Annotated in this window: 19 protein-coding genes; 4 read left to right on the top strand and 15 right to left on the bottom strand. The window is 72.4% G+C overall.

Annotated features, from left to right (window positions below; genetic code table 11):
- Window positions 1–130: 130 nt before the first annotated feature.
- From fxsT (ACIPTO_RS04285) to ACIPTO_RS04235, 11 genes are all read right to left on the bottom strand, one after another.
- Window positions 131–3,463 carry an FxSxx-COOH system tetratricopeptide repeat protein gene (gene fxsT, locus ACIPTO_RS04285; protein ID WP_401189361.1) on the bottom strand — a complete coding sequence of 1,111 codons (3,333 nt, stop codon included), beginning with the start codon at window positions 3,461–3,463 and terminating at the stop codon, window positions 131–133.
- Window positions 3,460–4,761, bottom strand: a complete 1,302-nt coding sequence (locus ACIPTO_RS04280; RefSeq protein WP_366312203.1) for a CHAT domain-containing protein — start codon at window positions 4,759–4,761, stop codon at window positions 3,460–3,462. The genes fxsT (ACIPTO_RS04285) and ACIPTO_RS04280 overlap by 4 nt, the downstream gene beginning before the upstream one ends.
- Before the next feature lie 113 nt (window positions 4,762–4,874).
- A complete protein-coding gene (locus tag ACIPTO_RS04275; RefSeq protein WP_401189359.1) occupies window positions 4,875–6,788 on the bottom strand; it encodes a magnesium chelatase in 1,914 nt (637 codons plus the stop codon).
- A complete protein-coding gene (locus tag ACIPTO_RS04270; protein ID WP_401189358.1) occupies window positions 6,785–7,726 on the bottom strand; it encodes an AAA family ATPase in 942 nt (313 codons plus the stop codon). The genes ACIPTO_RS04275 and ACIPTO_RS04270 overlap by 4 nt, the downstream gene beginning before the upstream one ends.
- Window positions 7,723–8,094: a CU044_2847 family protein gene (locus tag ACIPTO_RS04265; protein ID WP_366312197.1), complete on the bottom strand. Its 372-nt coding sequence runs from the start codon at window positions 8,092–8,094 to the stop codon at window positions 7,723–7,725. Before ACIPTO_RS04265 ends, ACIPTO_RS04270 begins: the two co-directional genes overlap by 4 nt.
- 78 nt (window positions 8,095–8,172) lie before the next feature.
- Window positions 8,173–9,378: an FxsB family cyclophane-forming radical SAM/SPASM peptide maturase gene (locus tag ACIPTO_RS04260; protein ID WP_401189701.1), complete on the bottom strand. Its 1,206-nt coding sequence runs from the start codon at window positions 9,376–9,378 to the stop codon at window positions 8,173–8,175.
- A 5-nt stretch (window positions 9,379–9,383) separates the two neighbouring features.
- Complete coding sequence (locus ACIPTO_RS04255) at window positions 9,384–9,593, bottom strand: YxD-tail cyclophane-containing RiPP peptide (RefSeq protein WP_366312193.1); 210 nt, start codon at window positions 9,591–9,593, stop codon at window positions 9,384–9,386.
- 107 nt (window positions 9,594–9,700) lie between these two features.
- Complete coding sequence (fxsT, locus tag ACIPTO_RS04250) at window positions 9,701–12,685, bottom strand: FxSxx-COOH system tetratricopeptide repeat protein (protein ID WP_366312191.1); 2,985 nt, start codon at window positions 12,683–12,685, stop codon at window positions 9,701–9,703.
- Window positions 12,686–12,775: 90 nt separating this feature from the next.
- Entirely contained in the window at window positions 12,776–14,035 is a 1,260-nt protein-coding gene (locus ACIPTO_RS04245; protein ID WP_401189355.1) for an FxsB family cyclophane-forming radical SAM/SPASM peptide maturase, read from the bottom strand.
- Window positions 14,036–14,070: 35 nt separating this feature from the next.
- Window positions 14,071–14,310, bottom strand: a complete 240-nt coding sequence (locus ACIPTO_RS04240; RefSeq protein ID WP_401189353.1) for a YxD-tail cyclophane-containing RiPP peptide — start codon at window positions 14,308–14,310, stop codon at window positions 14,071–14,073.
- 11 nt (window positions 14,311–14,321) lie between these two features.
- Complete coding sequence (locus tag ACIPTO_RS04235) at window positions 14,322–15,353, bottom strand: hypothetical protein (RefSeq protein ID WP_401189352.1); 1,032 nt, start codon at window positions 15,351–15,353, stop codon at window positions 14,322–14,324.
- A 256-nt stretch (window positions 15,354–15,609) separates the two neighbouring features.
- On the opposite strand from ACIPTO_RS04235, the gene ACIPTO_RS04230 reads away from it, so the two are divergent.
- From ACIPTO_RS04230 to ACIPTO_RS04220, 3 genes are read left to right on the top strand one after another with little or no spacing between them, the layout of a single operon-like run.
- Window positions 15,610–16,740 (top strand): ABC transporter ATP-binding protein, encoded by a 1,131-nt coding sequence (locus ACIPTO_RS04230; RefSeq protein WP_401189350.1) that lies wholly within the window; start codon window positions 15,610–15,612, stop codon window positions 16,738–16,740.
- Window positions 16,737–17,447, top strand: a complete 711-nt coding sequence (locus ACIPTO_RS04225) for an ABC transporter permease subunit (protein WP_366312183.1) — start codon at window positions 16,737–16,739, stop codon at window positions 17,445–17,447. The genes ACIPTO_RS04230 and ACIPTO_RS04225 overlap by 4 nt, the downstream gene beginning before the upstream one ends.
- Window positions 17,444–18,112 carry an ABC transporter permease gene (locus ACIPTO_RS04220; protein WP_366312181.1) on the top strand — a complete coding sequence of 223 codons (669 nt, stop codon included), beginning with the start codon at window positions 17,444–17,446 and terminating at the stop codon, window positions 18,110–18,112. Before ACIPTO_RS04225 ends, ACIPTO_RS04220 begins: the two co-directional genes overlap by 4 nt.
- A gap of 70 nt (window positions 18,113–18,182) precedes the next feature.
- Here ACIPTO_RS04220 and ACIPTO_RS04215 read toward each other — a convergent pair whose 3' ends face one another.
- Genes ACIPTO_RS04215 through ACIPTO_RS04200 form a run of 4 tightly spaced genes read right to left on the bottom strand, consistent with a single transcriptional unit; the run spans window position 18,183 to window position 22,241 of the window.
- Entirely contained in the window at window positions 18,183–18,782 is a 600-nt protein-coding gene (locus ACIPTO_RS04215; protein WP_366312179.1) for an ATP/GTP-binding protein, read from the bottom strand.
- Window positions 18,769–19,224, bottom strand: coding sequence for a DUF742 domain-containing protein (locus tag ACIPTO_RS04210; RefSeq protein ID WP_401189347.1), 456 nt, complete (start codon window positions 19,222–19,224; stop codon window positions 18,769–18,771). The genes ACIPTO_RS04215 and ACIPTO_RS04210 overlap by 14 nt, the downstream gene beginning before the upstream one ends.
- Window positions 19,225–19,260: 36 nt before the next feature.
- Window positions 19,261–19,737: a roadblock/LC7 domain-containing protein gene (locus tag ACIPTO_RS04205; protein WP_366312175.1), complete on the bottom strand. Its 477-nt coding sequence runs from the start codon at window positions 19,735–19,737 to the stop codon at window positions 19,261–19,263.
- Window positions 19,734–22,241: an ATP-binding protein gene (locus ACIPTO_RS04200; RefSeq protein WP_401189345.1), complete on the bottom strand. Its 2,508-nt coding sequence runs from the start codon at window positions 22,239–22,241 to the stop codon at window positions 19,734–19,736. Before ACIPTO_RS04200 ends, ACIPTO_RS04205 begins: the two co-directional genes overlap by 4 nt.
- A gap of 364 nt (window positions 22,242–22,605) precedes the next feature.
- Here ACIPTO_RS04200 and ACIPTO_RS04195 point away from each other — a divergent pair, with 364 nt between their 5' ends.
- Window positions 22,606–23,568: an ABC transporter substrate-binding protein gene (locus tag ACIPTO_RS04195; RefSeq protein WP_366312171.1), complete on the top strand. Its 963-nt coding sequence runs from the start codon at window positions 22,606–22,608 to the stop codon at window positions 23,566–23,568.
- Window positions 23,569–23,630 lie beyond the last annotated feature (62 nt).

Genomic DNA, 23,630 nt, shown 5'->3' with positions numbered 1-23,630 from the left:
CTGTGCCGTCGCTGAGCCTTTACTGAGCGGCCGATGAGAATCAGCGGACTCACAGGGTGCGCACAGCGCACTGAGGCCGGGCCCCGATCTCCGGGCCCGGCACGGCGGTTCCGGCCGGGTGAAGCGGGCGTCAGATGGGCTGGGGCTCGAAGTCCCAGCCCGGCGGCGCGTCCGCTCCCGCCCCCGACGCGTCCTCGCAGGCGCGGACGAGCGGATGGTCGCGGCCGACGGCCTCGCGGGCCCGCAACAGGGTCTCCCGGCGCAGCTCGGCCGCCTCGTCGGGCCGCCCGGACAGCCGGCGGACCGCCGCCGCGTTCAGGGCGCAGCCCAGGGTCCACGGATGGTCGGCGCCCACCGTGTTCGTCATGCCCCGCAGCGCCTGCTCGATCAGCCGCGCCCCGGCGGCCCGGTCGCCGCCGAGCCACAGCAGCAGGCCCCGGTTGCCGAGGACTCCCACCGTGTACGGGTGGTCGTCGCCGAGGAGATGCCGGTAGCCGTCGGCGACCGCGTCCGTCAGCTCCGCGGACTCGGCGAGGTCGCCGTGCGAGCGCAGGAAGGAGGCGTGGTCGGCCTGGACCATCAGGGTCATCGGATGCCGGACACCCTGGAGGTTCCGGCACCGCTCGACCAGACTGCGCAGCAGGTCGGCGGCGGCCGGGACGTCGCCCGAACGACGCAGGCACAGCGCCTGGTTGTGCAGGGCGGCCAGGGTCTGCGGATGGTGGTCGCCCATGGTCTGGCGGTGCAGCAGGGAGTTGACGCCCTGGAGCGCGGTGGCGTCCTGGTGGCGTCCCAGCAGGCGCAGCGAGCGCGCGTAGGTGAGGCCGCAGAGCAGGGTCGACTGGTGGTCGGAGCCGAACGACTGCCGCCGCAGCACGAGAAGTCGGGCGTGGACGTCGGCCGCCTCCTGGTAGCGCCCGAGGAGGCCGAGGGCGACGCCGAGGTTGCTGAGGCAGGCCTGGGTGCGGGGCGCCTCCGGGCCGTCGAGGACGTCGTAGGCGCGCCAGACGTCCTCGAAGAGCTGGTGGGCCTCCTTGAAGAGGCCGAGGGCCATCAGGGAACCGCCGAGGCCCGCCTCGGCCCGCAGCAGGTCGAGGTCGTCGGAGGGCCGCTCCTCGGCGAGTTGCTCGACGACGGCCCGGCCGACGGCCTCGGCCTCACGGTAACGGCCGCACCGGCGCAGCATGTTGGCGTGCTGGTGGACGAGGACCAGCATCGACGGATGGGTCGGCGCGAGCCGGATCCGCCAGCGGGCCAGCACCTGTTCGCACAGGGTGAGTCCGGTGCTCTCCTCGTCGCGCAGCCGCAGGTACTCGATGCAGTTGAGGACGAGCTCGCGCACCGCGGCCTCGGAGCTCTCCAGGGCGCCCGACGGGTGCAGATGCGGCAACAGCTCCGCGTACACGGGCCAGTTGGCGACCTCGGACGGCGAGCGGGGGTCCGCCGAGACCAGCACCCGGCAGGCGACCGCCGAGAGTTCGTCGCGTTCGCCGGGGGTGAGGGTGCGGCGCAGGAAGCGGTGGTAGAGGCGGTGCATCTCCACGCTGTCCACGTAGCCGACGCTGTCCGAGGGCTGGACGTAGTCCATCCGTACGGCCGTCGACTCCGACAGACGGCGGAGCGCACCCAGCCAGTGGGCCGGGTCGGCGGCCAACTCGGCCAGGAGCGTGGGGAGATCGCCGGGGCGGGCGCGCTGGAGCTGGCGTACCGGGATGGAGCCGGGGGAGAACATCGCGAACAGGCGCAGGAGTTCGGTGGCCTCGGGGCTGTCCTGCTCCAGCGAGTCGAGGGTGAGGGCCCAGCTGGCCTGGAAGCCGATCGGGTAGTCCGGCAGGGTCTGGATGCCGATCTCGTCGGCGTCGCCCCGGCGCAGCAGCCCGATGTACTCGGCCGCCGACATCCGGTTCGCGTCCAGCCACGCCGTCGTCTGGGCCAGCAGCAGCGGGAAGTCCTCGACGGCGTCGGCGAGTTGGTCGGCCTCGTCCTCGGTGAGCCGCTCCACGTGCCGCCGCGCGTAACTGATGCTCTCCGCCCGGGTGAACCGCTCCACCTGTACTTCGGCGACCCCGTCGGACGCGGCCCAGCCCTGCGTGAGGGTCGTCACCGCGACATGGCCGCCGGCCTCGGGGAGAAGGTCGTAGACCTGTTCCAGGTCGTCGGTGCCGTCGAGGACGAGGAGCCAGCGGCGGTGCGGGCGGCCGGTGCGCAGCGCCTCGCGGACCGCGCGGACCCGCTCCGGCAGCGCGCTGCTGTCGGCGAGGCCGAGCGGTTCGGCGAGGTCGGCGAACTGCTGGCGGGCCGTCGCGCGGAAGCTCGCGCTGATCCACCACACCACGTCGTACTCGTTGGCGAACCGGTGCGCGTACTCGACGGCGATCTGGCTCTTGCCGACGCCCGAGATACCGCGCAGGGCGACCCGGGCGCCCGACGGCGGGCCGTTCTCGAACAGGGCCCGGAGTTCCTCCAGGACCGTGTCGCGGCCGGTGAAGCGGAAGTTGCGGCGCGGCACGTTCCACACGGCGGGCGGCGCGTCCGGGAAGCGGGGGGCGACGGACTCGTCCTCTGGTTCCGCGCGGGCGTCCTGGAGGTCGAGGGTGGTCAGCAGGCGGCGCAGCGCCTCGGCCGGGTCCAGTTCGCGCAGACCGACCGGCCCCAGTACGGCGGTCGAGGGGGGCAGGGTGCGGGCGGAGAGGTCCACGGCGGCGAACCGGTCCGGGTCCGCGCCGACCACCGTGCCCAGCGCCTCGCTCCACTCCGGCTCGGTGCGCCGGCCGAGCCGCAGGTACTCCTCGTCGAGCAGCAGCAGCACCCGGCCGGGCGCGGCGAGGAGATCGGACAGCAGCCGGGTCAGCGGCACACCGGGCGGCGGGTCCCAGCGCAGCAGGAACGTCTGGCAGCCGTGCCGCTCCAGCTGCCGCGCCGTCCACACGGCCCATGCCCGGTCGGTGCCGGCGTAGCTGATCGTGATGTGGTGCGGCGACCAGACGCCGGACACGGGACGGCGTCCGGTGCGCCGGCCGGGGACGGTGTGCTCGGCGGGCAGGGCGGCGGTCCTGCCGTTCAGCGCGGGCACGACGACATGTCCCTGTCCTGTGACGGCGTCCGCGACGATCTCGCTGGGCAGTTCGACGGTGCGGACCGGGACACCCCAGCGGTTGCTGATCGTCAGCCAGATCGTGCCCGGGCCCGGCGCGCGGCTCGCCTTGATCACGAAGCGGGCCGGGCCGTAGGTGCCGCCGAAGCGGTGCAGGACCACGCTCGGTTCGTTGAGCGCCTCGCACACGAAGCGGCGGGAGCCGTCCAGGGAGATACCGAAGTCGAACTCCTCCTCGTCGTACGGCCAGTCCTCGGGCGCCGCCGGGCCGTTGAGGTCGACGGTGACGAGATAGCTCTGCCCCGCCTGGGCCTTGCGGGGCCAGCCCACCAGGGGCTCGATCATCAACGCAGCGGGGTCGCCGCTCATGTCCTCGCCTCCTGCGCGCGGACGCTGAGCCGCAGCGTGGTCAAGGGGTGTCCGAAGTAGAGGAACATGAAGCTGTAGAGGATCGGCAGAATCTGCCGCTGCCCCTCGGCGTCGAACCGGTCGTCGTCACCGTAGACGTACGGCAGCGGATCGGGCAGCCGGGCGACGGCGGCGGCCCGGAAGTCGCGCAGGGCGCGGGCGACGGGCAGTTCGGGATCGGCGCAGAGGCGGCCGACGAGTTCGCGGATCAGGGTGTGCGCCACGTCGTCGCCGACCTTGCCCGAGGTGGCGATGCAGCCGCCCGCGCCCTTGCGGAGGAACAGCTCCGCGAAGCCGCGCAGGGCGTTCTCGCCGAGCGGCCGGTTGTTCACGAACCGGGCGGAGTGGCAGGCGTTCAGGCACACCAGGGTGCGGCGGCCGTCCAGTGCGGACATGTCCAGGTCGTTGAGTTCGTTCCAGGTGACCGTGCCGAGCTTGAGTTTGTAGAGGTTCGGGCCGTGGGTGGCGTGGCAGCCCATGTAGACGAGACCGGCGCCGAGGCTCGGGCGGGCGAGTTCGGTGAGGAAGGTGCGGGTGGTGCCGAAGTGGCCCCGGTGCTCGAAGTTCTCGAAGACCGCGGCGTCCCGGCGCATCTCCTCCGCGTAGTAGCCCAGCACATGGCCCGAGCAGACCGCCGGTTCGTTGAAGGGGGTGCGGCCGGCCTCGCGGATGGTGGTCCAGCGGACCACGGTCACCAGGGCGCCGAGGATGCCGTCGTCCACGCCGAGGTCCCGGCCGCCGGTGAGGCGCAGCATCTCCCACGGGATGTCGTAGTCGGTGTCGTCCCAGATCACCAGGTGCAGGTCGGGGCCGAAGCGGGCGCGGAGTTCGTTGATCCAGCGCACGACGTCCTGCTGGTGGCCGGACCATTCGGCGACCGCCCGGAAGATCTCGGTGGGCGGGAAGCCGTCGGGACGGAGATTGCTGAGCGCGAGGCCGCTGGGGCGCAGGCGGGTGTCGTCCGAGTCGAGGGAGAGTTCCAGGTCGCCGCTGTGGCCGGTGAGCCAGAAGACCTCCTGGCCGCTCTCGTCGTAGGCCCGGTTCACCGCCAACTTGGCGAAACCCGGCGGGAGTTGCGCGTTCGGGTCGACGGGGGCCGCGGCCAGGGGGACGGGTTCGTAGGGCTCCGTCACATGTTCGGGGACGCCCGCGGTGCGGGGCGCGGGGAGGGGTTCGGGGGCGGGTCTGCGGGCGGGGGTGCCGGGGCCCAGCGGGACGGCTCCGCCGAGGGGACGGGGGCCGGGGGGTTCAGCGGGCATGCGTCACCCCCGGTGCGAGGCCGTGGGCCGGGCGCGGGCCGGTGGGGGCCGGTCGCGCGGTTCCCCGCGTCCCGCCGGGGCGCCGGTTCCCGGGGTGCTGGAAGGGCACGCGTTCAATGGACATGGGGCATCGCCCCTCGCGTCGTGCGGCCCGCCACCGTCACTCCGCCCAGGGCGTCCGCCAACAGGAACGGAAGGTCCGGGTGGGGCTGGCGGGCCGCGTCCACGACCACCGAGTGGAGGCGCATGCGGCCCATGGCGCCGATGTGGGCGGCGGCCGTGATCGCGTCGTCGATGCCCGCGCGGCGGACCGGGCCCAGGAGGCGTCCGCCCGCGCTGGCGTCCAGAGGGACGTTGCCCCGGCCGTCGGAGACGACCACCAGCCAGGCCTCGACCAGGTTGGAGCGCTGCTGGAAGGCTCGGCGGAGCAACTGGTCGGTGAGCGTGAGCCCGTGGGCCAGGGGAGTGCTGCGGCCGGGCCGCCGGTGCAGGGCGCTGCCCACTCTCGGGTCCAGGACGCTGCGGGCGATGAAGTGGTCGGCGCGCAGTTCGTGGGCCGCGTCCCTGCTGCCCACCTCGACCAGGCAGACCGAGGCCCGTCCCGTGTAGGCCCACTGGAGGTAGGGGGCGAGCGCCGGCTGCCAGTCCCAGCCCCGGCGGCAGGTGTGGTCGAGGAGGAGGACCAGCATGCGTTCGGCCACCGGGAGCCGGGCGTAGCTGCGGAAGTCCCCCGGCAGGACCATCAGTTGGCCGTCACCGGCAGCCCGTAGCGCACGGCGGCCCGGCAGGTTCTGGTGCTTGGCCGCCTCCACGACGGTCGCGACGACCGCCAGGTCCCGCAGGGTCGTCGCGGAGCGGACGCCGATGACCGGGCCCCGGGCGGAACTCGGCTCCGGCCGCCGCTGCCAGGGGATGCGCAGCGGCGCGAACTCCCGCAGGAACCGGGCGTCGTCCTCCGGGAACGGGGAGCCCTGCCCCTCTCCCGTGTCGGCCGTGAAGGTGTCCAGGGCCTCGGCGGGCCCCGCGGGGAGCGCCATCGCATTGCCCGGCTGGCCCGTCGGCGCGGTCTCCTCGGGCACCGGGTCCGGCTTCGGCTGTTCCGGCGGGGGCGGGCTGCCGGCGGTGCCGTCGCCGGTGGCGAGGGAGGTGCCGTCGGCGGAGTGGCCGGTGCCCGCCGGGGCCCCCGGCGGCGCGGCCACCCCCAGCAGCCGGGCGGCCTCGTCGACGCGGTCGGGGCCGCAGGTGTCGGCGCCGTTCACCACCGCAAGGACCCGGGCCAGCCGGGCCAGCCCGATCGCCCGCCGCCCGCTGGTGTCCCCGCGGAACAGGCCCACCACGTGCGCCGCCGCCTCCTCCGTCAGGGTGCACGCCGGGCGGGTGCGGGCCGTGAGCGCGCTGCGCCAGGACGGCGGCAGCTCGCCGAGCCCCGGCTCGGGCCCACGTCCGTCGAGCGCGTCCAGCACCCGGTCGGGGCCGCTGCTGGTCCGCCGTAGACCGGCCGCGTTGAGGCGGATCGGGAAGCGGTCCAGGAGGTGGGGGGAGAGACGGCCGATCTCCGCCTCCTGGCAGGCGGCCAGCCAGCGGGCGCGGGGGCGCCAGCGGGCCCGGAAGCCGGACCGCTCGACCGCCGCCACGTCCGCGCCGAGCAGCTGGACGGCCGCCCGCATGCCCGGCAAGCTCAGGCGGACCAGGTCGGGGACCACGACGACCAGCGCGGAGTCGGCGGAGTCGTCCACCAACGGGCCCGGTGACAGAGAGAAGTTGACACCGTTGCCGTCGTGGCCCAGCGTCGGCCGCAGCCACAGTTCGTCGTCACCGGTGACCGAGCCGAGCGTGGCACGCCGTACGGGACGCTGCTCGCGGAGCTGGAGCAGGGCGGCGAACGCGTCCGTCACCGGAGCGACCATCTCGGGCTCCAGGTCGAACAGCAGTACCCCGTCGAGGCCGGGGCCCAGCGCGGAGCAGGCCAGGACCTGCAACAGGCGCTGCCGTGGCCCGACCGGGCGCGCCGGTGCGGGCGCGCTCACCCCAGCAGCCCGTCGAGCAGCTCCGACTCCTCCGCCGTCCACTCGACCGGACCGCCGTGCGCGGCCTCGGGCCGCCGGTGCCGCAGGGACAGCGGGACCACCCGCCGCACATGGTCGGCGGTCACGGCGTCCGCCTCCTCGAACGCGGCCAGCGCGCGGGCGGCCCACGCGGTGACCACCTCGCCGCGATGGCCCACCGCCCGCAGCCGGGTGGCGACATCGGCGCACAGCTTCGCGATGTCCTCGCTCAGCCGCACGTCCTGGACGCCGTCCCTGGCCCGGTCCAGCCGCTCGCGCAACTCCCGGTCCCGGTCGAGGCCCTCGGCCAGCCAGGGGGAGTCCGTGCCGGCCGCGTCGTCGAAGCGGAGCACGGCCAGCACCATGGCCCGGCGCTGCTCCTGGTCCAGTTCGGAGACGGCGACCATCAGACCGAACCGGTCGAGCAACTGCGGCCGCAGACCGCCCTCTTCGGGGTTCATCGTGCCGACCAGACCGAAGGCGATGCTCCGGACCGTGTCGATGGCCTCGCGCTGCACGGACAGCACACCGGTGGAGACGACGTCCAGGATGATGTTCACGATGTGGTCGTCCAGCAGGTTGACCTCGTCGATGTACAGCATCCCCTTCTCGCCGGCCTCCTCCAGCAGTCCCGGCTGGGTCCGCGCCTCGCCCCGCATCAGCGCGTCCAGCTCCCAGCCGCCCAGCACCCGGTCGTCGGTCGCGTTGATCGGCAGGGTGACCGGCAGCTCGCCCCCGGTCAGCAGCGAGAAGGCCCGTACCACCGTGGACTTGGCGGTGCCGCGCTGCCCGCTGATGAGGACCCCGCCGATCCGCGGCGCGATGTAGTTGAGTTCCAGCGCGAGCTTCAGCTCGGCCTGCCCGACCACATGGCTGTACGGCAGGATGTGCACCTCCGAGCCGCCCGGCCCACCGGTCACGACGCGCTGCCCGGGGTCCAGCGGAAGGTCACCTGGAGCTGCGCCTCGGCCCCCGACTTCACCAGGAACGCGCCGAGTTCGGCGTCGAGCTTGATGGACAGCTGCAGTTCGATCTCGTCCGGGGTCAGCCCCTCACCGAGGTCGTGCAGCCGGGTCGCCGCCTGCCGGGCGCAGCGCCGGGCCAGCTCCAGACCGTCGCCGTAGACGTCCCGGGCCACCGCCAGCACGCGGTCCGCCGCGTTCTCCCGGGTGTCGATCCCGTCGTAGAGGCCGTCGAGACCATCCGGTGCGAGCGGGGTGTCGACCTCCACGTAGAGCGGCACCTGCCGGTCCTGGCCGTCCGCGGTCACCCTCGTCACGATCGCCATGCAGCACTTCCCCCGTTGCAGAGCCGGAATCCTCCCCTTACCTTCCCCAATTCTGGCGCGCCATCAACAGCCTTGTGGTCAACCGGCGTTGATCGCTTCGCGCGGGAAGTCGGCGTCGGCGGCGCTGCGCACCCGGCGGGCGATGTGCGGGATGAGGAGGCGCAGGTCGGCGCAGTACACGGACGGGTTGCGGAAGCCCTCGACCGGGCGGTAGCGGTGCGCGTAGTTGCCGCCGCCGCACACCTGCGCGAGCGGACAGGCGAGGCAGGTGGGGGAGAGCGCGTCGATGCCCAACTGCCGTGCCACCACGCCCGGATGGTCCAGGGCGTCGTCGAAGGTGTGGTCGAAGACGTTGCGTCCGGTCGCGGGCGCCCCGGCGTAGGCGGTCTTCAGCGAGTCGACCTGCTCGATGGTGCCGTCGGTGTCGACGACGACGGCGACGACGGGCGCGTTGCCCACCGCCTCGGCACGGGCCGGCACTCCGAGCAGCAGGGCGATGATCTCGTGGAACAGCCGTACGGGCACGGCCCGTTCACCGGCGTCGAACCACAGGTCGAAGAGGCGGACCAGCCAGTCGCCGTAAGGATGCGGGCCCTTCGCGGCCGGCGGGAAGGCGTGGTTGGCGTGCGGCAGCAGGAGATCCATCGAAGGAGGTTCGAACGCGGTCAACGACGTGTAGACCTCGGCCGGATCGGAGTCCGGGTCGATCACGCTGAGGATCCCCGCGTACGCGTCGGGACGGCCGCGCAGCACCCGCAGTCCGGCCACGGTCGCCGCCCAGGAGGAGCGGCCCGCGTGGTCGACCCGGCGCCGGTTCAGCGCGGCGGTGCCGCCGTCCAGGCTCACCCCGATCCGTACGCCGGCGTCGGCCAGCCGGTCCACGGCGCGCTCGGTGAGGAGCGTGCCGTTGGTCTGCACCGAGGCGTCAACAGTGCAGCTTCGGCCACAGCGCTCGCGGACCGCCTCGCGCACCGCGCTGACCTGGCCGATCAGCCGCGGGACGCCCGCCAGTAAGGGTTCACCGCCGTGCAGGTTGATCTGCAGGGAGGTGAGGCGGTGGGTGGCCGCGTGCTCGGCGATCCGGGCCGCGGTGCGCCGCACGACCTCCTGGGAGACCCGGTTGGGGCGGTCCCGCCAGCTGCTGTCGGCGCCCTCGTAGACGTAGCAGTAGCTGCACGCGAGATTGCAGCGGCCGTTGACCTTGAGGACGAACTGCCGGAAGGGCACGGGCCGGACCCCGGACCGCCGTAACGCCGCGACGTCGAGTTTCTCGAGGGGCCACAGGGCGGTCACAGTTGGTAGGGGCCGTCCTCGTAGAAGGCCATCGCGGGCTCGCCGCGCAGCATCCGGGGCAACAGGCCGCCGGCCACCGCCGCGAGCACCGGATGCGATGACTGGCCGGACAGGGCCCTCAGATCCAGATCCGCGAAGTCGGGCAGCACGCCGTCCGGCCCCCGCTCTCCCAGCCTGGAGGGGCCGTCCCCTTCTCTTCCCCGCACGATCTACCTCTCCAGGAAGGCCGAAGTCCCCCTTGGGCCACGGAACTCGGCCATGCTAGCGGCCCTGGGGCCCCGGCGACTCCCGTTGCGGGTGGGTCTCACGGGAGTCACGTCGTCAGCGGCTCGAAATCCCAGTACGGCCGCTCCCTGCGGCGCACCGACAAGGTGTGCGGATGCTGTGGCCCGAGGGTGTCCGAGAGCTGCTGGAGCGCCTCGTTCTCCAGTTTGGTGGCCTCCTGGCCGCGGCGCAGGGAGCGCTGGTCACCGGCGAGCGCCGCCTTGCACGACAGGGTCAGCGGATGGGTCTCCCCGAGAGCGGCACGCGCCGACTCCAGGACGGCACGGCTGAGTTCGGCCGCACCCTCCTCGTCACCGGCCAGGCTCCGCGCACCGCTCGCGTTCAGCGCCGCGCCCAGGGCCCACGGGTGGGCGGGACCGACCGCGGCCCGCATCCGGGTCAGCGCCTCCTCGGCGATCCGCAGCGCCTCGTCGCGCTCCCCGTACTCCCACAGCGCGAGCCCGACATTGCCCAACGTGCCTACGGCATAAGGGTGATCGGGGCCGACGAGACGGGCGTAGTCCTCCGCGACGGTGGCGGCCATCTCGCGGGCCTGCTCCAGGTTGCCGTGCTCGCGGTTGAAGGTCGCGAAGTCGGCCTGCACGAGCAGCGCGTCCGGGTGGCGCGGTCCCTGCCGCTGCACGAACCGCTCGACCACGCTGCGCATCAGCGACTCGGCGCCCAGCAGATCGCCGGTGCGCCGCATGCACAGCGCGAGGTTGTGCTCGGCGAACAGCGTCTGCGGGGTGAAGCGGTCCATCGCCTGCCGGTGCGCGCGGACGTTGAGTTCCTGCCGCGAGGTGGCCTCCGCGTACCGGCCCAGCAGCCGGAGCATCCAGGCGTAGAACATGCCGGAGCGCAGGGTGAGATGGTGGCGCGGGTTCAGCAGCCGCTCGCGGATCAGCAGGATGTCGCGGTGCAGCAGGAGCGACTCCTCGTAGCGGCCGAGCAGGCTGGTGACGACGGCGAGGTTGCCGCGGTCCTGGAGGGTGCGCGGGGCCTCGGAGCCCAGGGTGTCGGAGTAGGCGTGGACGCACTCCTCGAACATCTGGTGGGCCTCGTCGTAGCGGCCCAGGGACACGAGGGTGCCGGCGAGTCCGTTCTTGGCGCGCAGCAGATCGGGGTCGTCGTCGGCGCGGGTCTCCGTGAGCTGGTCCAGGACGGCACGTCCCACGGCCTCCGCCTCGCGGTAACGGCCGCTGCGGCGCAGCATGTTGGCGTGGTCGTGGGTCAGCACCAGCATGTCCCGCTCGTCGGGCTGGAGCCGGGTGCGCCAGCGGGCGACGGTCTGCTCGCACAGGCGCAGGGCCGCCCGGTTCTCGCCCCGCACCCGCATGTAGTCGATGCAGTTCAGGACGAGCTGCCGGACCACGGGCTCCCGGCTGTCCAGTGCCCCGGCGGTCTCCAGGTGCGGGATCAGCTCCGCGTAACGGGTCCACTCACGCGTGTCGTTGGGCCGCCGCGGGTCGGCGCCCGCGAGCAGGGTGCAGGCGATGGCGGACAGCGCCTCGCGGCGGTCCTCGGTGAGGGTGCTGAGCAGGAAGCTGTGGTAGAGCCGGTGCATGGACACGCGGTCCACGGCCGGCTCCGCCTCCGAGGACTCGACGTAGTCGAGGCGGACCGCGGTCGACTCGGAGAGCCGGCGCAGCGCCGTGTGCCAGCGGATCGGGTCGCCGGCGAGCGCGGCCAGATGCGCGGGCAGGTCGGACGGGTGGGCCGCCTGCATCAGCCGGACCGGGATGGCGTCCGGCGAGAACAGCGCGAAGAGGTGCAGAAGCTCCACCGCTTCGGGGTTGTTCTCCTGCAGCGTGTTCAGCGTTATCGACCAACTGGTCTGGAATCCCATCGGGTAGTCCGAGGAGATCCGGATCCCGATCTGGCTGGCCTCGCCGCGCCGGATCATCGCCACGTAGTCCTTCGCGGGCATGACGTTGGCGTCCAGCCAGGCCGCCGTCTGCGCGAGCAGCAGGGGCAGGTCCTGGACGGCGTCGGCGAGGTCGTCGGCCTCGTGCTCGGTCAGGCGCTGCGCGCGGCGGCGGGCGTAGGCCACGCTCTCGGGGCGGCGGAAGGGCTGCACCTCGATCTCGGTGACGCTGCCCGAGGTGGCCCAGTCCTGGGTGAGGGTGGTGATCAGGACATGGCCGTTGCCCTCCGGGAGGAGGTCCTCGATCTGCTCCATGTCGTCGGCGCTGTCCAGCACGAGCAGCCAGCGGCGGAACGGCCGGCCGGTGCGCAGCGCCTCGTGGACCGCCCGGATCCGCTCGCCCAGCTCCTGCCCGACCGGCAGTTCGAGCCGGGGCGCCAGCTGGGCGAACTGCTCACGGGCCGGGGCCCGGAAGCGCGCGCCCACCCACCACACGATGTCGTAGTCGTTGCCGAACCGGTGCGCGTACTCGATCGCGATCTGGCTCTTGCCGACGCCCGAGATCCCGCGCAGGGCGACCCGGGCACCCCCGCGACCGCCCTCCTCGAAGCGGGCGTGCAGCTTCTCCAGGATGGCGTCGCGGCCGGTGAAGCGGACGTTGCGGCGGGGCACGTTCCACACGGCGGGCGGGTCGTTCGGGAAGCGCGGGGCGGTGCCGGAGACCGGTCCGGGGGAGATCGTCGCGTCCAGGTCGAGGCGGCGCAGGATACGGCGCCGGGCCTCGCGCGAGTCCAGGTCGCGCAGGTCTACCGGGCGCAGCGGGGCGGCGGTCGCGGGCAGCGCCCGTGTGGCCACGCTGACCGCGGAGAACCGGTCGACGTGCGGCGGGACCACCTCGTGCAGCGCCTGGGTCCACTCGGCGTCGGTGCGCGGGCCCAGCGAGAAGTACCAGTCGTCGAGGACCAGCAGGACCCGGCCGGGCGCCTGGAGCAGACTGCGCAGCGCCTCGGCGAGCGACATCCGGCGCGGCGGGTCCCAGCGCAGCAGGGTCGTCTCGTGCCCCAACTGCTCCAGCTGGTGGGCGATCCAGGTGGCCCACGGCCGGTTGAATCCCGCGTAGCTGATGGTGAAGTGCTCGTGGGACTCGGCGCCCTTGGACTTGTCGGTCATCCGGCCGTCTCCCCCTGCACCCAAAATAGGCAACTGAGCTGTTTTCTCATGGTTCTACCGGTTTTCGCGAGCACGATAGTCGATGCGGAGTCACTCCTCGGGCATTACCGCGCTCAGCCGTCGGGCCGCGTGCCGCACCAGTTGTTCCAGATCCGCGCAGTAGACGGAAGGGTGCAGGAAGCCGGTTCCCGCGGAGTACCGGTGGCCGTAGTTGCCGCCCCCGCACACCCGGCCGACCGGGCACGCCCGGCACTCCTCCGCGAGCCCCTCGGCCCCGAGCTGCCGGGCCACGATCCCGGGGTGGTCGAGCGCCTCGTCGAAGCTGTTGCCGAAGACGTCGAACCCGGTGGCGGTGGCCCGGTCGTAGGCCAGGTTGAGGGAGTCGATCTGCTCGACCGCGCCGTCCGTGTGCACCACCACCGCGCAGGTCGGGGACAGGCCCACGGACTCGGTGGCGCTGGGGACGCCGAGCAGCAGGGCCACGATCTCGGTGAACAGGCGCACCCGCGGCCGTGTCCCGTCCGGCGGGCCGTCCCACCACAGGTCGAAGGCGTCCGCCAGCCAGTCGCCGTACGGGGTGGGGACCCGGGCGCGGGTGTGGCGCGGCGGGCGGACGGCCAGCCCGGGCGGCGGGTGGGACCAGTTGGCGTGCGGCAGCAGCAGGTCCAGGCGGGGCGGGCGCAGGGCGGCCAGCGACGCGTACACGTCCTTCGGGTCGCTGGTGATGTCGATCGCGCACAGGATCCCGGCGTACAGCTCCGGGCGGTCCGCCAGCAGCCGGGCGGCGCGGGCGGCGGCCGGCCAGGAGGAGCGGCCCGCGTGGTCGACCCGGCGGCGGTTCAGCACGGCGGTGCCGCCGTCCAGGCTCAGCCCGACCCGGATGTTCGCGTCGGCGAGCCGGTCCAGGGTGCGCCCGGTGACCAGCGTGCCGTTCGTCTGCACGGTGGTCCGCAGCGCGGTACCGGCGGGCAGCGCGGCCCGCACGGCGGCCGTGTAGGCGAGCGCGGTCTCGGGCCCCGACAGCAGCGGTTCGCCGCCGTGCAGATCGATCCGCACCTCCGACAGCCGGTGCGCGACGGCGTGTTCGGCGATCCGGCGCGCGGTCTGCCGCATCACCTCCGGACCCACCCGCGCCGGCCGCTCGCGCCAACCGGCGTCCTGGCCCTGGTAGATGACGCAGTACGTGCAGTCGAGATTGCAGCGGCCGTGCACCTTGAGCACGAACTGCCGGAAGGGGAAGGGCCGTCTGCCCGCGCGCCGCAGCGCCGCCACATCGAGCACGGCATGCGGCCACGGCGCGAGCCGCCGGTCCCTCGCCGTCCTTGAGGTGTGCTCCGGTGCCCTGTGCACAGCGTCGCCTCCCGTCGGACGGCGCTCTGCCGCCCCTATCGTTCTGCCCCGGGGGAGTCCTCGTGATACGCGACAAGGCCCCCGTCGGGATGGCAGGACCGGGCCAGCAGCGTCGCGAGCACCGCGCCCAGCACCGGATGGTCCACCCGCGCCCGCAGCGCGGTCAGATCGACCCCGGTGTAGTCGGGCAACGGCCCCCGCTCACCGTCCGGCGCGTACCCGGCCGGTTCCGCCACCGCGTACTCCTGCACGTCGTAGCGCGCCAACTCCGACACCCTGCACTCCTCTACGTCGTCGCCCCGAGCGCCGTCATGCGCTCGAACGTGGACCGGGCCTGCGGCCCCTGTGCCGCACCGGCGCGCTGCCACAGCTCCCAGGCCGCCCGGTACGACGTCAGCGCCCGCACCGGACCCGCCGTCCGCTCCAGCACCGCGCCGCGCTGATGGTGCGCCTGCGCCGCGAGCAGCGGCTCGCCGGCCCGCAGCGCGCTGCGCACCCCGTGGTGGTACGACTCCGCGGCCAGGTCCAGCCACTCCGGCGCCCCGGTCGCCCCGGCCAGGGTCAGCAGCACCTCGCCGCGCTCCAGCCAGGCCAGCGCCGCCGTACGGTCCGCCCGGGCGCCGCGGGCCGCGCGGGCCAGGATCCACTCGGCCTCGTGCAGATCGGTCGCCGCCCCGCCCGCCGTGTGGTGCCGGTGCAGGGCCCGCCCGAACAGCAACTGCCGCTCCGCCAGCCGCAGTTCACCGCTCGCCGTCAGTGCGAGGGCCGCGCGCAGTTCGCGTACGGCCTCGGCGGCCACCGCCAGTCCCGCGCCGCCGTCGGCACGGGCGAGCAGCACCTCGCCACGGCCCGCCAGCAGCTCCGCCCGCACCGGGTCGTCGCGCTGCACCAGCCCCTGCGCCTGCGCGAACACCCGGTCGGCGGCGTCGAGTTCGGCCGGGTCCGCGGTGTAGCGGTAGCGGGCGCCGTGCGCCTCGGCGAGCCTGCGCAGCGCCAGCACCCGCAGGTCCGGACTCACGTCCCGCACGTCCTCGACCGCCTCGTGCAGCGCCTCCAGCACCCCGGTCGCCCCGCTGTCGGCCGCCGCCACCGCCCGCGCCTCGGCCAGGTCCAGCAGGGCCCGGCAGCGTACGGCGGAGGGCGCGCCCGCGCCGCCGGTGAGCCGTACCCCGCGCTCCAGGTCGGCCGCCGCGCGCAGGGCCAGCGTCCGCGCCTCCTCGGCCGAGTCACGGCCGCGCGCGTCCCCGGCGAGGGCCAGCAGCCGGCGTCCCCGGGCGAGCACGGCGGCGTCGGAGGGGGACGTACCGCCGTTCGTCACGTCGCCCTCCTCGTCATCGGACGGCCGGATGCGTGCGTATGCGGTCGAGAAGGGTCGGGAACCGTCGGGTCACCGTCCATGACAGTACGCGGCCACCGGCCGGTCAACAGTGCTTTCCGGCCGCCGGGTTCCGGCTCCGCCGAGTCGGAACCCGCCAAGTTTCCGCAACATCGGCGGTCTAGACTCTGCCCCCAGTGGCCTGCGACCGTGGCCGAGAACGGGCAGATTCTGCCAAACCCGAAGGGTATTCGGCGTTTTGATACGGATAGATTCAGTCACCAAGCGGTACCCGGACGGCACGGTGGCGGTCGATCAACTGTCCTTGGACATACCGGACCGCTCGATCACCGTCCTCGTCGGCCCCTCGGGCTGCGGCAAGACGACCACCCTGCGCATGATCAACCGGATGATCGACCCCAGCGAGGGCACGATCTCCCTGGACGGCGCCGACATCACCAAGCAGCCGGTCAACACGCTGCGCAGGTCGATGGGGTACGTCATCCAGAACGCCGGACTCTTCCAGCACCGCACGATCGTCGACAACATCGCGACGGTGCCCCGCATGCTCGGCTGGGGCAAGGAGAAGGCCAGGGCGCGGGCCACCGAACTCATGGAGCGGGTGGGCCTCGACGCCGCCCTCGCCAAGCGGTACCCGTACCAGCTCTCCGGCGGCCAGCAGCAGCGCGTCGGCGTCGCCCGCGCACTGGCCGCCGACCCGCCCGTCCTCCTCATGGACGAGCCCTTCTCGGCCGTCGACCCCGTGGTCCGCAAGGGACTCCAGGACGAACTCCTGCGCCTCCAGGACGAGTTGGGCAAGACGATCGTCTTCGTCACCCACGACATCGACGAGGCGATCAAGCTCGGCACGATGGTCGCGGTGCTGCGCACCGGCGGCAAACTGGCCCAGTTCGCCCCGCCCGCCGAGCTGCTCTCCGACCCGGCGGACGCCTTCGTCGAGGACTTCCTCGGCACCGACCGGGGCATCCGCCGTCTCTCCTTCTTCTCCTCGGCCGACCTCGACCTCAAGACCTCCCCGATCGTCGCCGTCGACTCCACCGCCGAGCAGATCGCCGAACGCACCACGCCCGACGCGCCCTACCTCCTGGTCACCGACCTGGACGGCAGGCCGCTGGGCTGGAGCGAACCCGGCGCCCTCACGGCGGGCCGGATCGACCCGTCCCGGCTCCTCGCCCACGGCCGCCCGTTCGAGGCCGGCAAGGACTCGCTGCGGGCCGCGCTGGACGGGGCGGTGCTGTCGCCGACCGGGTGGGCGGTCGGCGTCGACGGGACCGGGCGCGTGGTCGGGGTCGTCTCGCAGGGGGCCGTCGGCGAGGCGATCCGCACGGCGCACGCGGCGGGCCGCGACGGCACGAAGGCCGCCGGATGAACGACTGGTTCCGCATCCCCAGCGACCTTCAGAACACCTACCTCGGTCTGATCGGGCTGCATCTGCGCGAGGCCGTGATCCCGGTCCTCGTCGGCCTGGTGGTCGCGCTGCCGATCGCCCAGCTCTGCGTGCGGCTGCGCTGGTTGTACCCGCCGGTGCTGTGGGTGACGACCGTGCTCTACGCGATCCCCTCGCTGGCCTTCTTCGTCGTCCTCATCGACTACACCGGCCAGACCGAGACCACCGTGATGATCCCGCTCGGCGTCTACAGCCTCGTGGTGTTCGTCCCGGCGATCGTGGACGGCGTCCGCTCGGTGCCCCAGGAGACCCTGGACGCGGCCACCGCGATGGGCCTCGGACCCGTACGCCGGTATCTCCAGGTCCAGTTGCCGATCGCCGTACCCGCGATCATCGCCGGACTGCGGGTGGCGACCGTCTCCAGCATCTCCCTGGTCAGCGTCGGCATGCTGATCGGCAACCAGGGCGCGCTGGGCAACCTCCTCAACGACGGTCAGATCTACCACCAGCCGCGGCTGATCTGGCTCTCCGTGATCACCACGGCCGTCCTCGCCATCGTCGTGGACGCCGTCCTGGTCGGCGTACGACTGCTCCTCACCCCCTGGATGCCGCGCGGCACCCGCAAGGCCCGCCCCGCCGAGGACCGGCCCGAACCGGCCGAACCCGCACTGGAGGGCGCAGCCCGGTGAACGTACTCCACTACATCAACCTGTTCTTCAGCGACAACAGCCACTGGCACGGCTACGACGGCATCCCCACCCGGCTGCGCGAGCACGTCCAGTACTCGCTGATCGCACTCGCCATCGCCGCCGCCATCGGCCTCCCCGTCGGCCTGGTGACCGGCCACACCGGCCGGGGCGGCAACACCCTGGCGCTCATCGCCACCGCCGCCCGTGCCCTGCCCAGCTTCGGCCTGCTGGTGCTGATGTTCGTGCTGATCGGCTTCGGCCTGGTCCCGGTGATGATCCCGCTGGTCGTCCTCGCCGTACCGCCGATCCTCGTCACCACGTACGAGGCGATGCGCTCCGTGGACCCGTCCCCGGTCGACGCGGCCCGCGGCATGGGCATGAACGAGACGAACATCCTTCTCCAGGTGGAACTCCCGGTCGCCCTCCCGCTGATCCTCAGCGGCCTGCGCTCGGCCGCCATCCAGATCGTCTCCACGGCCACCATCGCGGCCTACGTCAGCCTCGGCGGCCTCGGCCGCTACATCATCGACGGCCTCTACCAGAAGAACTACGAGAAGGTCGTCGGCGGCGCCACCCTCGTCGCCGGCATGGCCCTGGTGACCCTGGGCCTGTTCTGGGGCATCGCGCGCCTCGCGGTGTCACCCGGGGTCCGCCGGAGCAACTGAACACTCCGCCGGGCAAAGGGAGATGGGGGAGGGTCGCCGTGACCCTCCCCCATCTCCCTTCGCGCGGGCGTCAGTTCTGTGTGCGCGCCAGTGCCAGCTCCAGCACGACCAGCAACGCGTCCCGCACCGAGCCGCGTTCGCGGGCGTCGAAGGCCAGGACCGGGACGCGTTCGTTGACGTCCAGGGCCCAGCGGACCTCGTCGAGGGAGTGCTCGATCTTGCCGTCGAAGGCGTTCAGGGCGACCGCGAACGGGATCTGCCGGTGCTCGAAGTAGTCCACGGCCGCGTAGCAGTCGTCGAGCCTGCGGGAGTCGACGATCACGAGACCGCCGACCGCGCCCTCCACGATGTCGTCCCACATGAAGCCGAACCGGTCCTGCCCGGGCGTACCGAACAGATACAGCTTCAGCGTCGGGTCGATGGTGATGCAGCCGAAGTCCATCGCGACCGTGGTGGTGGTCTTGCGCGGGGTGTGGGACAGGTCGTCCACGCCCGCCGCGACCTCGGTGATGGCGGCCTCGGTGGTCAGCGGCTCGATCTCGGAGATCGCGCCCACAGTGGTGGTCTTGCCCACGCCGAAGCCGCCCGCGACGACCATCTTGACCGGCAGCGGCGGTCGTACGGCGGTCTGTGCAGCCGCACCGCGGGCGACCGGTTCAGTCGGTGTCACGGAGTACTCCCCGGGAGTTGGGGATGGCGCGGAGGCCATCGATGACCCTTCGCAGGACGGTTGCGTCATGGGTGATGTCGGTGTTGGGCACGTGCACCGTCAACTGCCCGGCGGCCCGCAGGTCCTCGGCGAGGACCCGCACCACGTTCAGGTGCAGCCGCAGCCGGGCCGCGATCTCCGCGAGGGACTGCGGCTGCCGGCAGGCGGCGATGATGTCGTGCTGCTCGAAGGAGAGCCGGTCGAGCACCTCCAGCCCGGCGGCCGTGGCCACCACCTGGGTCTCGACCGGGATCGGCCGCCCGGAGTCGTCCGCTCCGGCGCCCGCCACCCGGCCGGCGGTGACCAGGAACGGCCGTACGGCGGAAGGCGTGCGCACCGGATCGCGACCCGGGGGTGTGGCCCCGTCCGCGCCGGCACCGCTCGGAGTGCGGCCGTCGGGCATGAGTGGCTGTTCCTCTCTCGACCGGTCGGGGACCGGTCACCGAGCCGAAGCGGCGCCGACGCTGTTCTTCAGCTGGAGCACCAGCTGCGGGTTGAGCGCGGAACCGGCACGGTTGGCGAACAGCGTCATCTCGTAGGCGATGTTTCCGAGCTTGGCCTCCTTGTCGGTGACGACGCCCAGGACGGCGCCGCTGCCGATCGCGGAGACGAGGACGTGGCCGCCCTCCAGGTCGATGATGACCTTGTTCAGGCCGCCCAGACCGTAGTTGCCGGAGGCCCCGGCGGCCAGGCTGGTGATGCCGGAGACGATCGCCGCGAGCCGCTCCGAGTGGGCGCGCTCACGGAGTTCCGCGACAGCGATCAGCAGACCGTCGGAGGACACCGCGATGGCGTCGACGACACCCGCGGTCTCCGTCGCGAAACGGTTGAGCAGCCAGTTGAAGTCGGCCGCGGCTGCCTGCAGATCGGTCGGCGTGGTGCCTCCCGTGGGAGTTTCACCTGTCGACGTACTCACTGCTCCGCTCCTTTCGGGAGGTGGTCTGGGTCGTGCGGGTGGTTCCCGTCCGGTGCGCGCAGGCCCGTGAGGGTGTCGCTGTCGCGATGCGCTTGTTCCACGGCTGCCTCGAACTCCTCGAGGGCCGAGCGGACGGCGTCCGCGTCGGCGGGCCGGGTGGCCTGCCGCGCGGCTTGCTGGGCGGCGTCTTCGGCGCCCGTACGAAGGGTGGCCCCGCGCACCCGCCGCCGCAGCGGACGGGATCCGCCGGGCGCGCTGTCGGGACCCTCGGCGGATTCCTCCACCGGGAAGTGCGAGGGAGCCGGTTCCGTCACGACGCCGGCCTGGGCCGTGTCGTAGCGGGAGACCCGGCGGGGCAGCGGGGCGGGCTCGTCGGCGCGCATGTGCTCCTGGGCGACCGGCTCGGGCGTGTTCAGGGTGATCGACGGCCGGGGCCCGGAGTCCGAGGTGGCCCAGGACGGTGCCGGACGGTGGTCGTGAGGTGCGACGGCGGGCGGCTCGACGGCCGCGGGCGCCGCGGGAGTCGGCTCGGCCGCAGATCCCGGATCGGTGTACCCGCCGCCTGCCGCGCCGGTGGCGGCCAGGGCGCTCATGCGCAGCAGCAGCGTCGCCGGGATCGTGATCTCGGAGGTCACACCGCCGCCCGGGGTACGGGCGAGCGTGACGTCGATGTCCCAGCGGCGGGCGAGCGTACCGACGACGAACAGGCCCAGCACCTTCGTCGGCACCAGGTCGAGACGCTCACGGCGGATCAGCCGCGCGTTCTCCTCGGCGATCCGCTCGGCGCTCATCCCGAGACCGTGGTCGGCGACCACGATCAGCGCGTCGTCGCCGTCGGACCGTACGACCACCTCGACGGGGCTGCCGGCGGGCGAGAACGAGACCGCGTTCTCCAGGAGTTCGGCCACCATCAGGGTGAGGTCGCCGATGATGTCGGGCTCCACCATGACCTCGGTGTCGGCCCGCAGGCCCACCCGCTGGAAGCCCTCGATCTGGCCGAGCGCGGCCCGTACGACGTTGGTGAGTTCGGTGGGTCCGCCGTCCAGCACGGTCTCGCGGATGCCGGCGAGCAGCATCAGGCTGTCCGCGTTGCGGCGCAGACGGACGGCGATGTGGTCGATGGAGTACAGCCGCTCCAGGAGTGCCGGGTCGGTCTCCCCGCGCTCCACCGCGTCGATCAGCGCGAGCTGACGGGTCGTCAGGTTGCTGACGCGGCGGCCGACGTTGCCGAACATCTCGGCGACGTTGCGGCGGCTGATCACCTGGCGGGCCAGCAGCGCGGCGGCCGTGGTCTGCACATGGTTGAAGGCCTCGGCGAGATCCCCGATCTCGTCCTTCGCGGTGACCGGCATGTCCCGCAGCATCGGCGGACCGTCGTCCTCGGCGTCGTCGTCGGCGACGCGGGCCAGCTCACGGCCCGCGACCTCGGCGACCTGCTTGGCGGCGCCGGTGAGGGCCTGCACCGGGCGGACCACCGAGCGGCGCACGACCACCACGAAGAACAGCCACAGCGCGAAGCCGATCAGCGCGAGGTTCAGCAGCAGCCCGGCGCGCCAGGAGGCGTCGCTGGACGCGCTGTCGGCGCGGCTCGCGATCTGGCCGATCAGCGAGTTGGTGATCTTCAGCCGGCTCGCGGCCTGCTGCGGGTAGGCGGGGTAGTCGCTCATGGCGTCCGCGAAGGCCTTGCGGACGGCGGTCGGCGTCGACGCCTGGAGTCCGCTGGGGTCGATCTGCAGCTCGGCGTAGGCCTCGGCGATCAGCCGCTGCGATGGGGTGTGCTCGATGCCGGCGAGCTGGTCGGCCTGCTCCTCGGTGGCGAACCGGGCGAACCTGGCCGCCTGGTACGTGTAGAGGTCGTAGGAGCCGACCGCGTTGGTGAACTCGATCAGCGCGTTGCTGTCGCCGGTGGTCGCCGAGAACACGCTGGTCTCGAACGAGCTGTGGGCGGCGTCGGCCCGCAGCACGGAGTCCAGCAGGTTGCCGGTGAAGCTGGTGGAGAGGTTCGCGTTGTGCTCCAGGTCCAGCCCGTCGATCAGGCTGTCCGAGGCACTGGTGTACGCCGGGTCGATGTTGTCGGCGGGCAGATAGCTCTGCTCGACGGTGTCGCGCAGGGTCTCCAGGCCGTTGATCTCCCGCAGCGCCTGGGCCTCGTTGTCCGGGAGCCGGTCGCCGAAGGTGTCGCGCACCTTCTCGACCTGGGCGTCCACGGCCTTCTGGGCCGCCCGGTAGGCGCTCTGCGAGGGGGTGCCGCCGTCGTTGGTGGCCTCGAAGCGCACGGAGAGCAGGATGGCCTGCTGATGCTCCGCCTCCACGAGGTTCACCAGCTTGGCGACCTGCCCGCTGTCGCGGACCAGCTGAGCCGCGTCGCTCGCATCCATCGACTGGCCGATCTCATCCGCGATGAGATACGCGAGCAGCGCCGCGACCACCGCGAGCGGGACGCCGACCAGCAGATTGAGCTTGCGCCTGAAGGGCCAACGGTCTGCGAAGCCCCGTATGGACACCAGGCCTCCTTCGTGGGGTGTTGTCACGGTATGCGCAGTGACGCGTGTGACTGTTTTTGATCCAAGCGGCCCCCGCACACCGCTGTGACCGACGCCAACTCCGGGGAGACTACCGCCTCTTCGAACGATCAAGGGCGTCGCCCTACGTCAAGAATCAATTACAAAGCGCCCGCGTTCGTGACCGGTCTGTTTACGTTGCCTTCACAACTGGGCACTCATTGAAGCCAATCGGTGACCGGACTTCTCTTGACTCACCAAGAACCGGCTGGATTGGATCAGCGGAGTGCGGTGTTCACGCCCCGCGCGTGGACGCCACAGCCATGCCTGCACGCCTGTGCCAACATCCAAACCCGGAACGGGAATTGTGACTTCTAAAGCGAAGAACAGCTGGTCCAGTACTAGGTACCCCGGCGCGGCCGCCCTCGCGCTCGCCGCGACGGCTGCGCTGGTCACGGGATGTGGTTCGTCCTCCGACAGCAAGTCCGACAACCCGCTCTCGGGTGACAAGGCGAGCGGCGACACCGTCGTCGTCGGCTCGAACAACTTCGCCGAGAGCATCCTGATCGCCGACATCTACGGCGAGGCCCTCAAGGCCAAGGGCGTCAAGGTCACTTACAAGCCGAACATCGGCAGCCGTGAGACGACCTACGGCCTCCTCAAGAACGGCTCCATCACGGTGCTGCCCGAGTACAACGGCGCACTGCTGGCCTACCTGGACGCCAAGGCCACCCCGACGACGGAGGCGGCCACGACGGCGGCGATCAACGCCAAGCTCGACTCCAAGCTGTCGCTGCTCGACCCGTCGCCCGCGCAGGACAAGGACTCGGTCACGATCAACGCCGAGACCGCGAAGAAGTACCACCTCACGTCCGACTCCAGCATCGGTGACCTCAAGGACATCGCGAAGGACCTGGTCATCGGCGCCTCGCCGGAGTTCCAGACCCGGCAGCAGGGCCTGGTCGGCCTGAAGTCCGTCTACGGCCTGGAGTTCAAGTCCTTCAAGGCGCTGGACGCGGGCGGCCCGCTGACCGCCGCCGCGCTGAAGAAGAACACCGTCCAGGCGGCGGACCTCTTCACCACGGACCCGACCATCGTCAAGGAGAAGCACGTCACGCTCCAGGACCCGAAGAACCTCTTCGGCTTCGAGAACGTGCAGCCCCTCGTCTACAAGAGCGGCCTCTCCTCGGCCGGCGTCGCCGCCCTCAACGCGGTCTCCGCCAAGCTCGACACGGCGACCCTGCTGGACCTCGACACGCAGGTCCAGTCGCAGAACAAGGACCCGCTGGACGTGGCGAAGGCCTGGCTGAAGACGGCCGGCCTGGACTAGGACCTGTCCGGCCGACGCGGGTGCCTCCGTTTCTCCGGGAGGCACCCGCGTCGTGCTGTGCG

This window comes from Streptomyces sp. NPDC090083 (assembly GCF_044747445.1).
GTDB lineage: Bacteria > Actinomycetota > Actinomycetes > Streptomycetales > Streptomycetaceae > Streptomyces.
Note: the sequence above shows the minus strand (reverse complement) of the source record. Positions and strands in the feature narration are given on the sequence as shown.

What these genes read in the sequence shown, in the direction of transcription:
- fxsT (WP_401189361.1), bottom strand. Translation starts at nt 3,463, where the DNA reads ATGAGCGGCGACCCCGCTGCGTTGATGATCGAGCCCCTGGTGGGCTGG.
- ACIPTO_RS04225 (WP_366312183.1), top strand. Translation starts at nt 16,737, where the DNA reads ATGAACGACTGGTTCCGCATCCCCAGCGACCTTCAGAACACCTACCTC.
- fxsT (WP_366312191.1), bottom strand. Translation starts at nt 12,685, where the DNA reads ATGACCGACAAGTCCAAGGGCGCCGAGTCCCACGAGCACTTCACCATC.
- ACIPTO_RS04265 (WP_366312197.1), bottom strand. Translation starts at nt 8,094, where the DNA reads ATGGCGATCGTGACGAGGGTGACCGCGGACGGCCAGGACCGGCAGGTG.
- ACIPTO_RS04280 (WP_366312203.1), bottom strand. Translation starts at nt 4,761, where the DNA reads ATGCCCGCTGAACCCCCCGGCCCCCGTCCCCTCGGCGGAGCCGTCCCG.
- ACIPTO_RS04210 (WP_401189347.1), bottom strand. Translation starts at nt 19,224, where the DNA reads ATGCCCGACGGCCGCACTCCGAGCGGTGCCGGCGCGGACGGGGCCACA.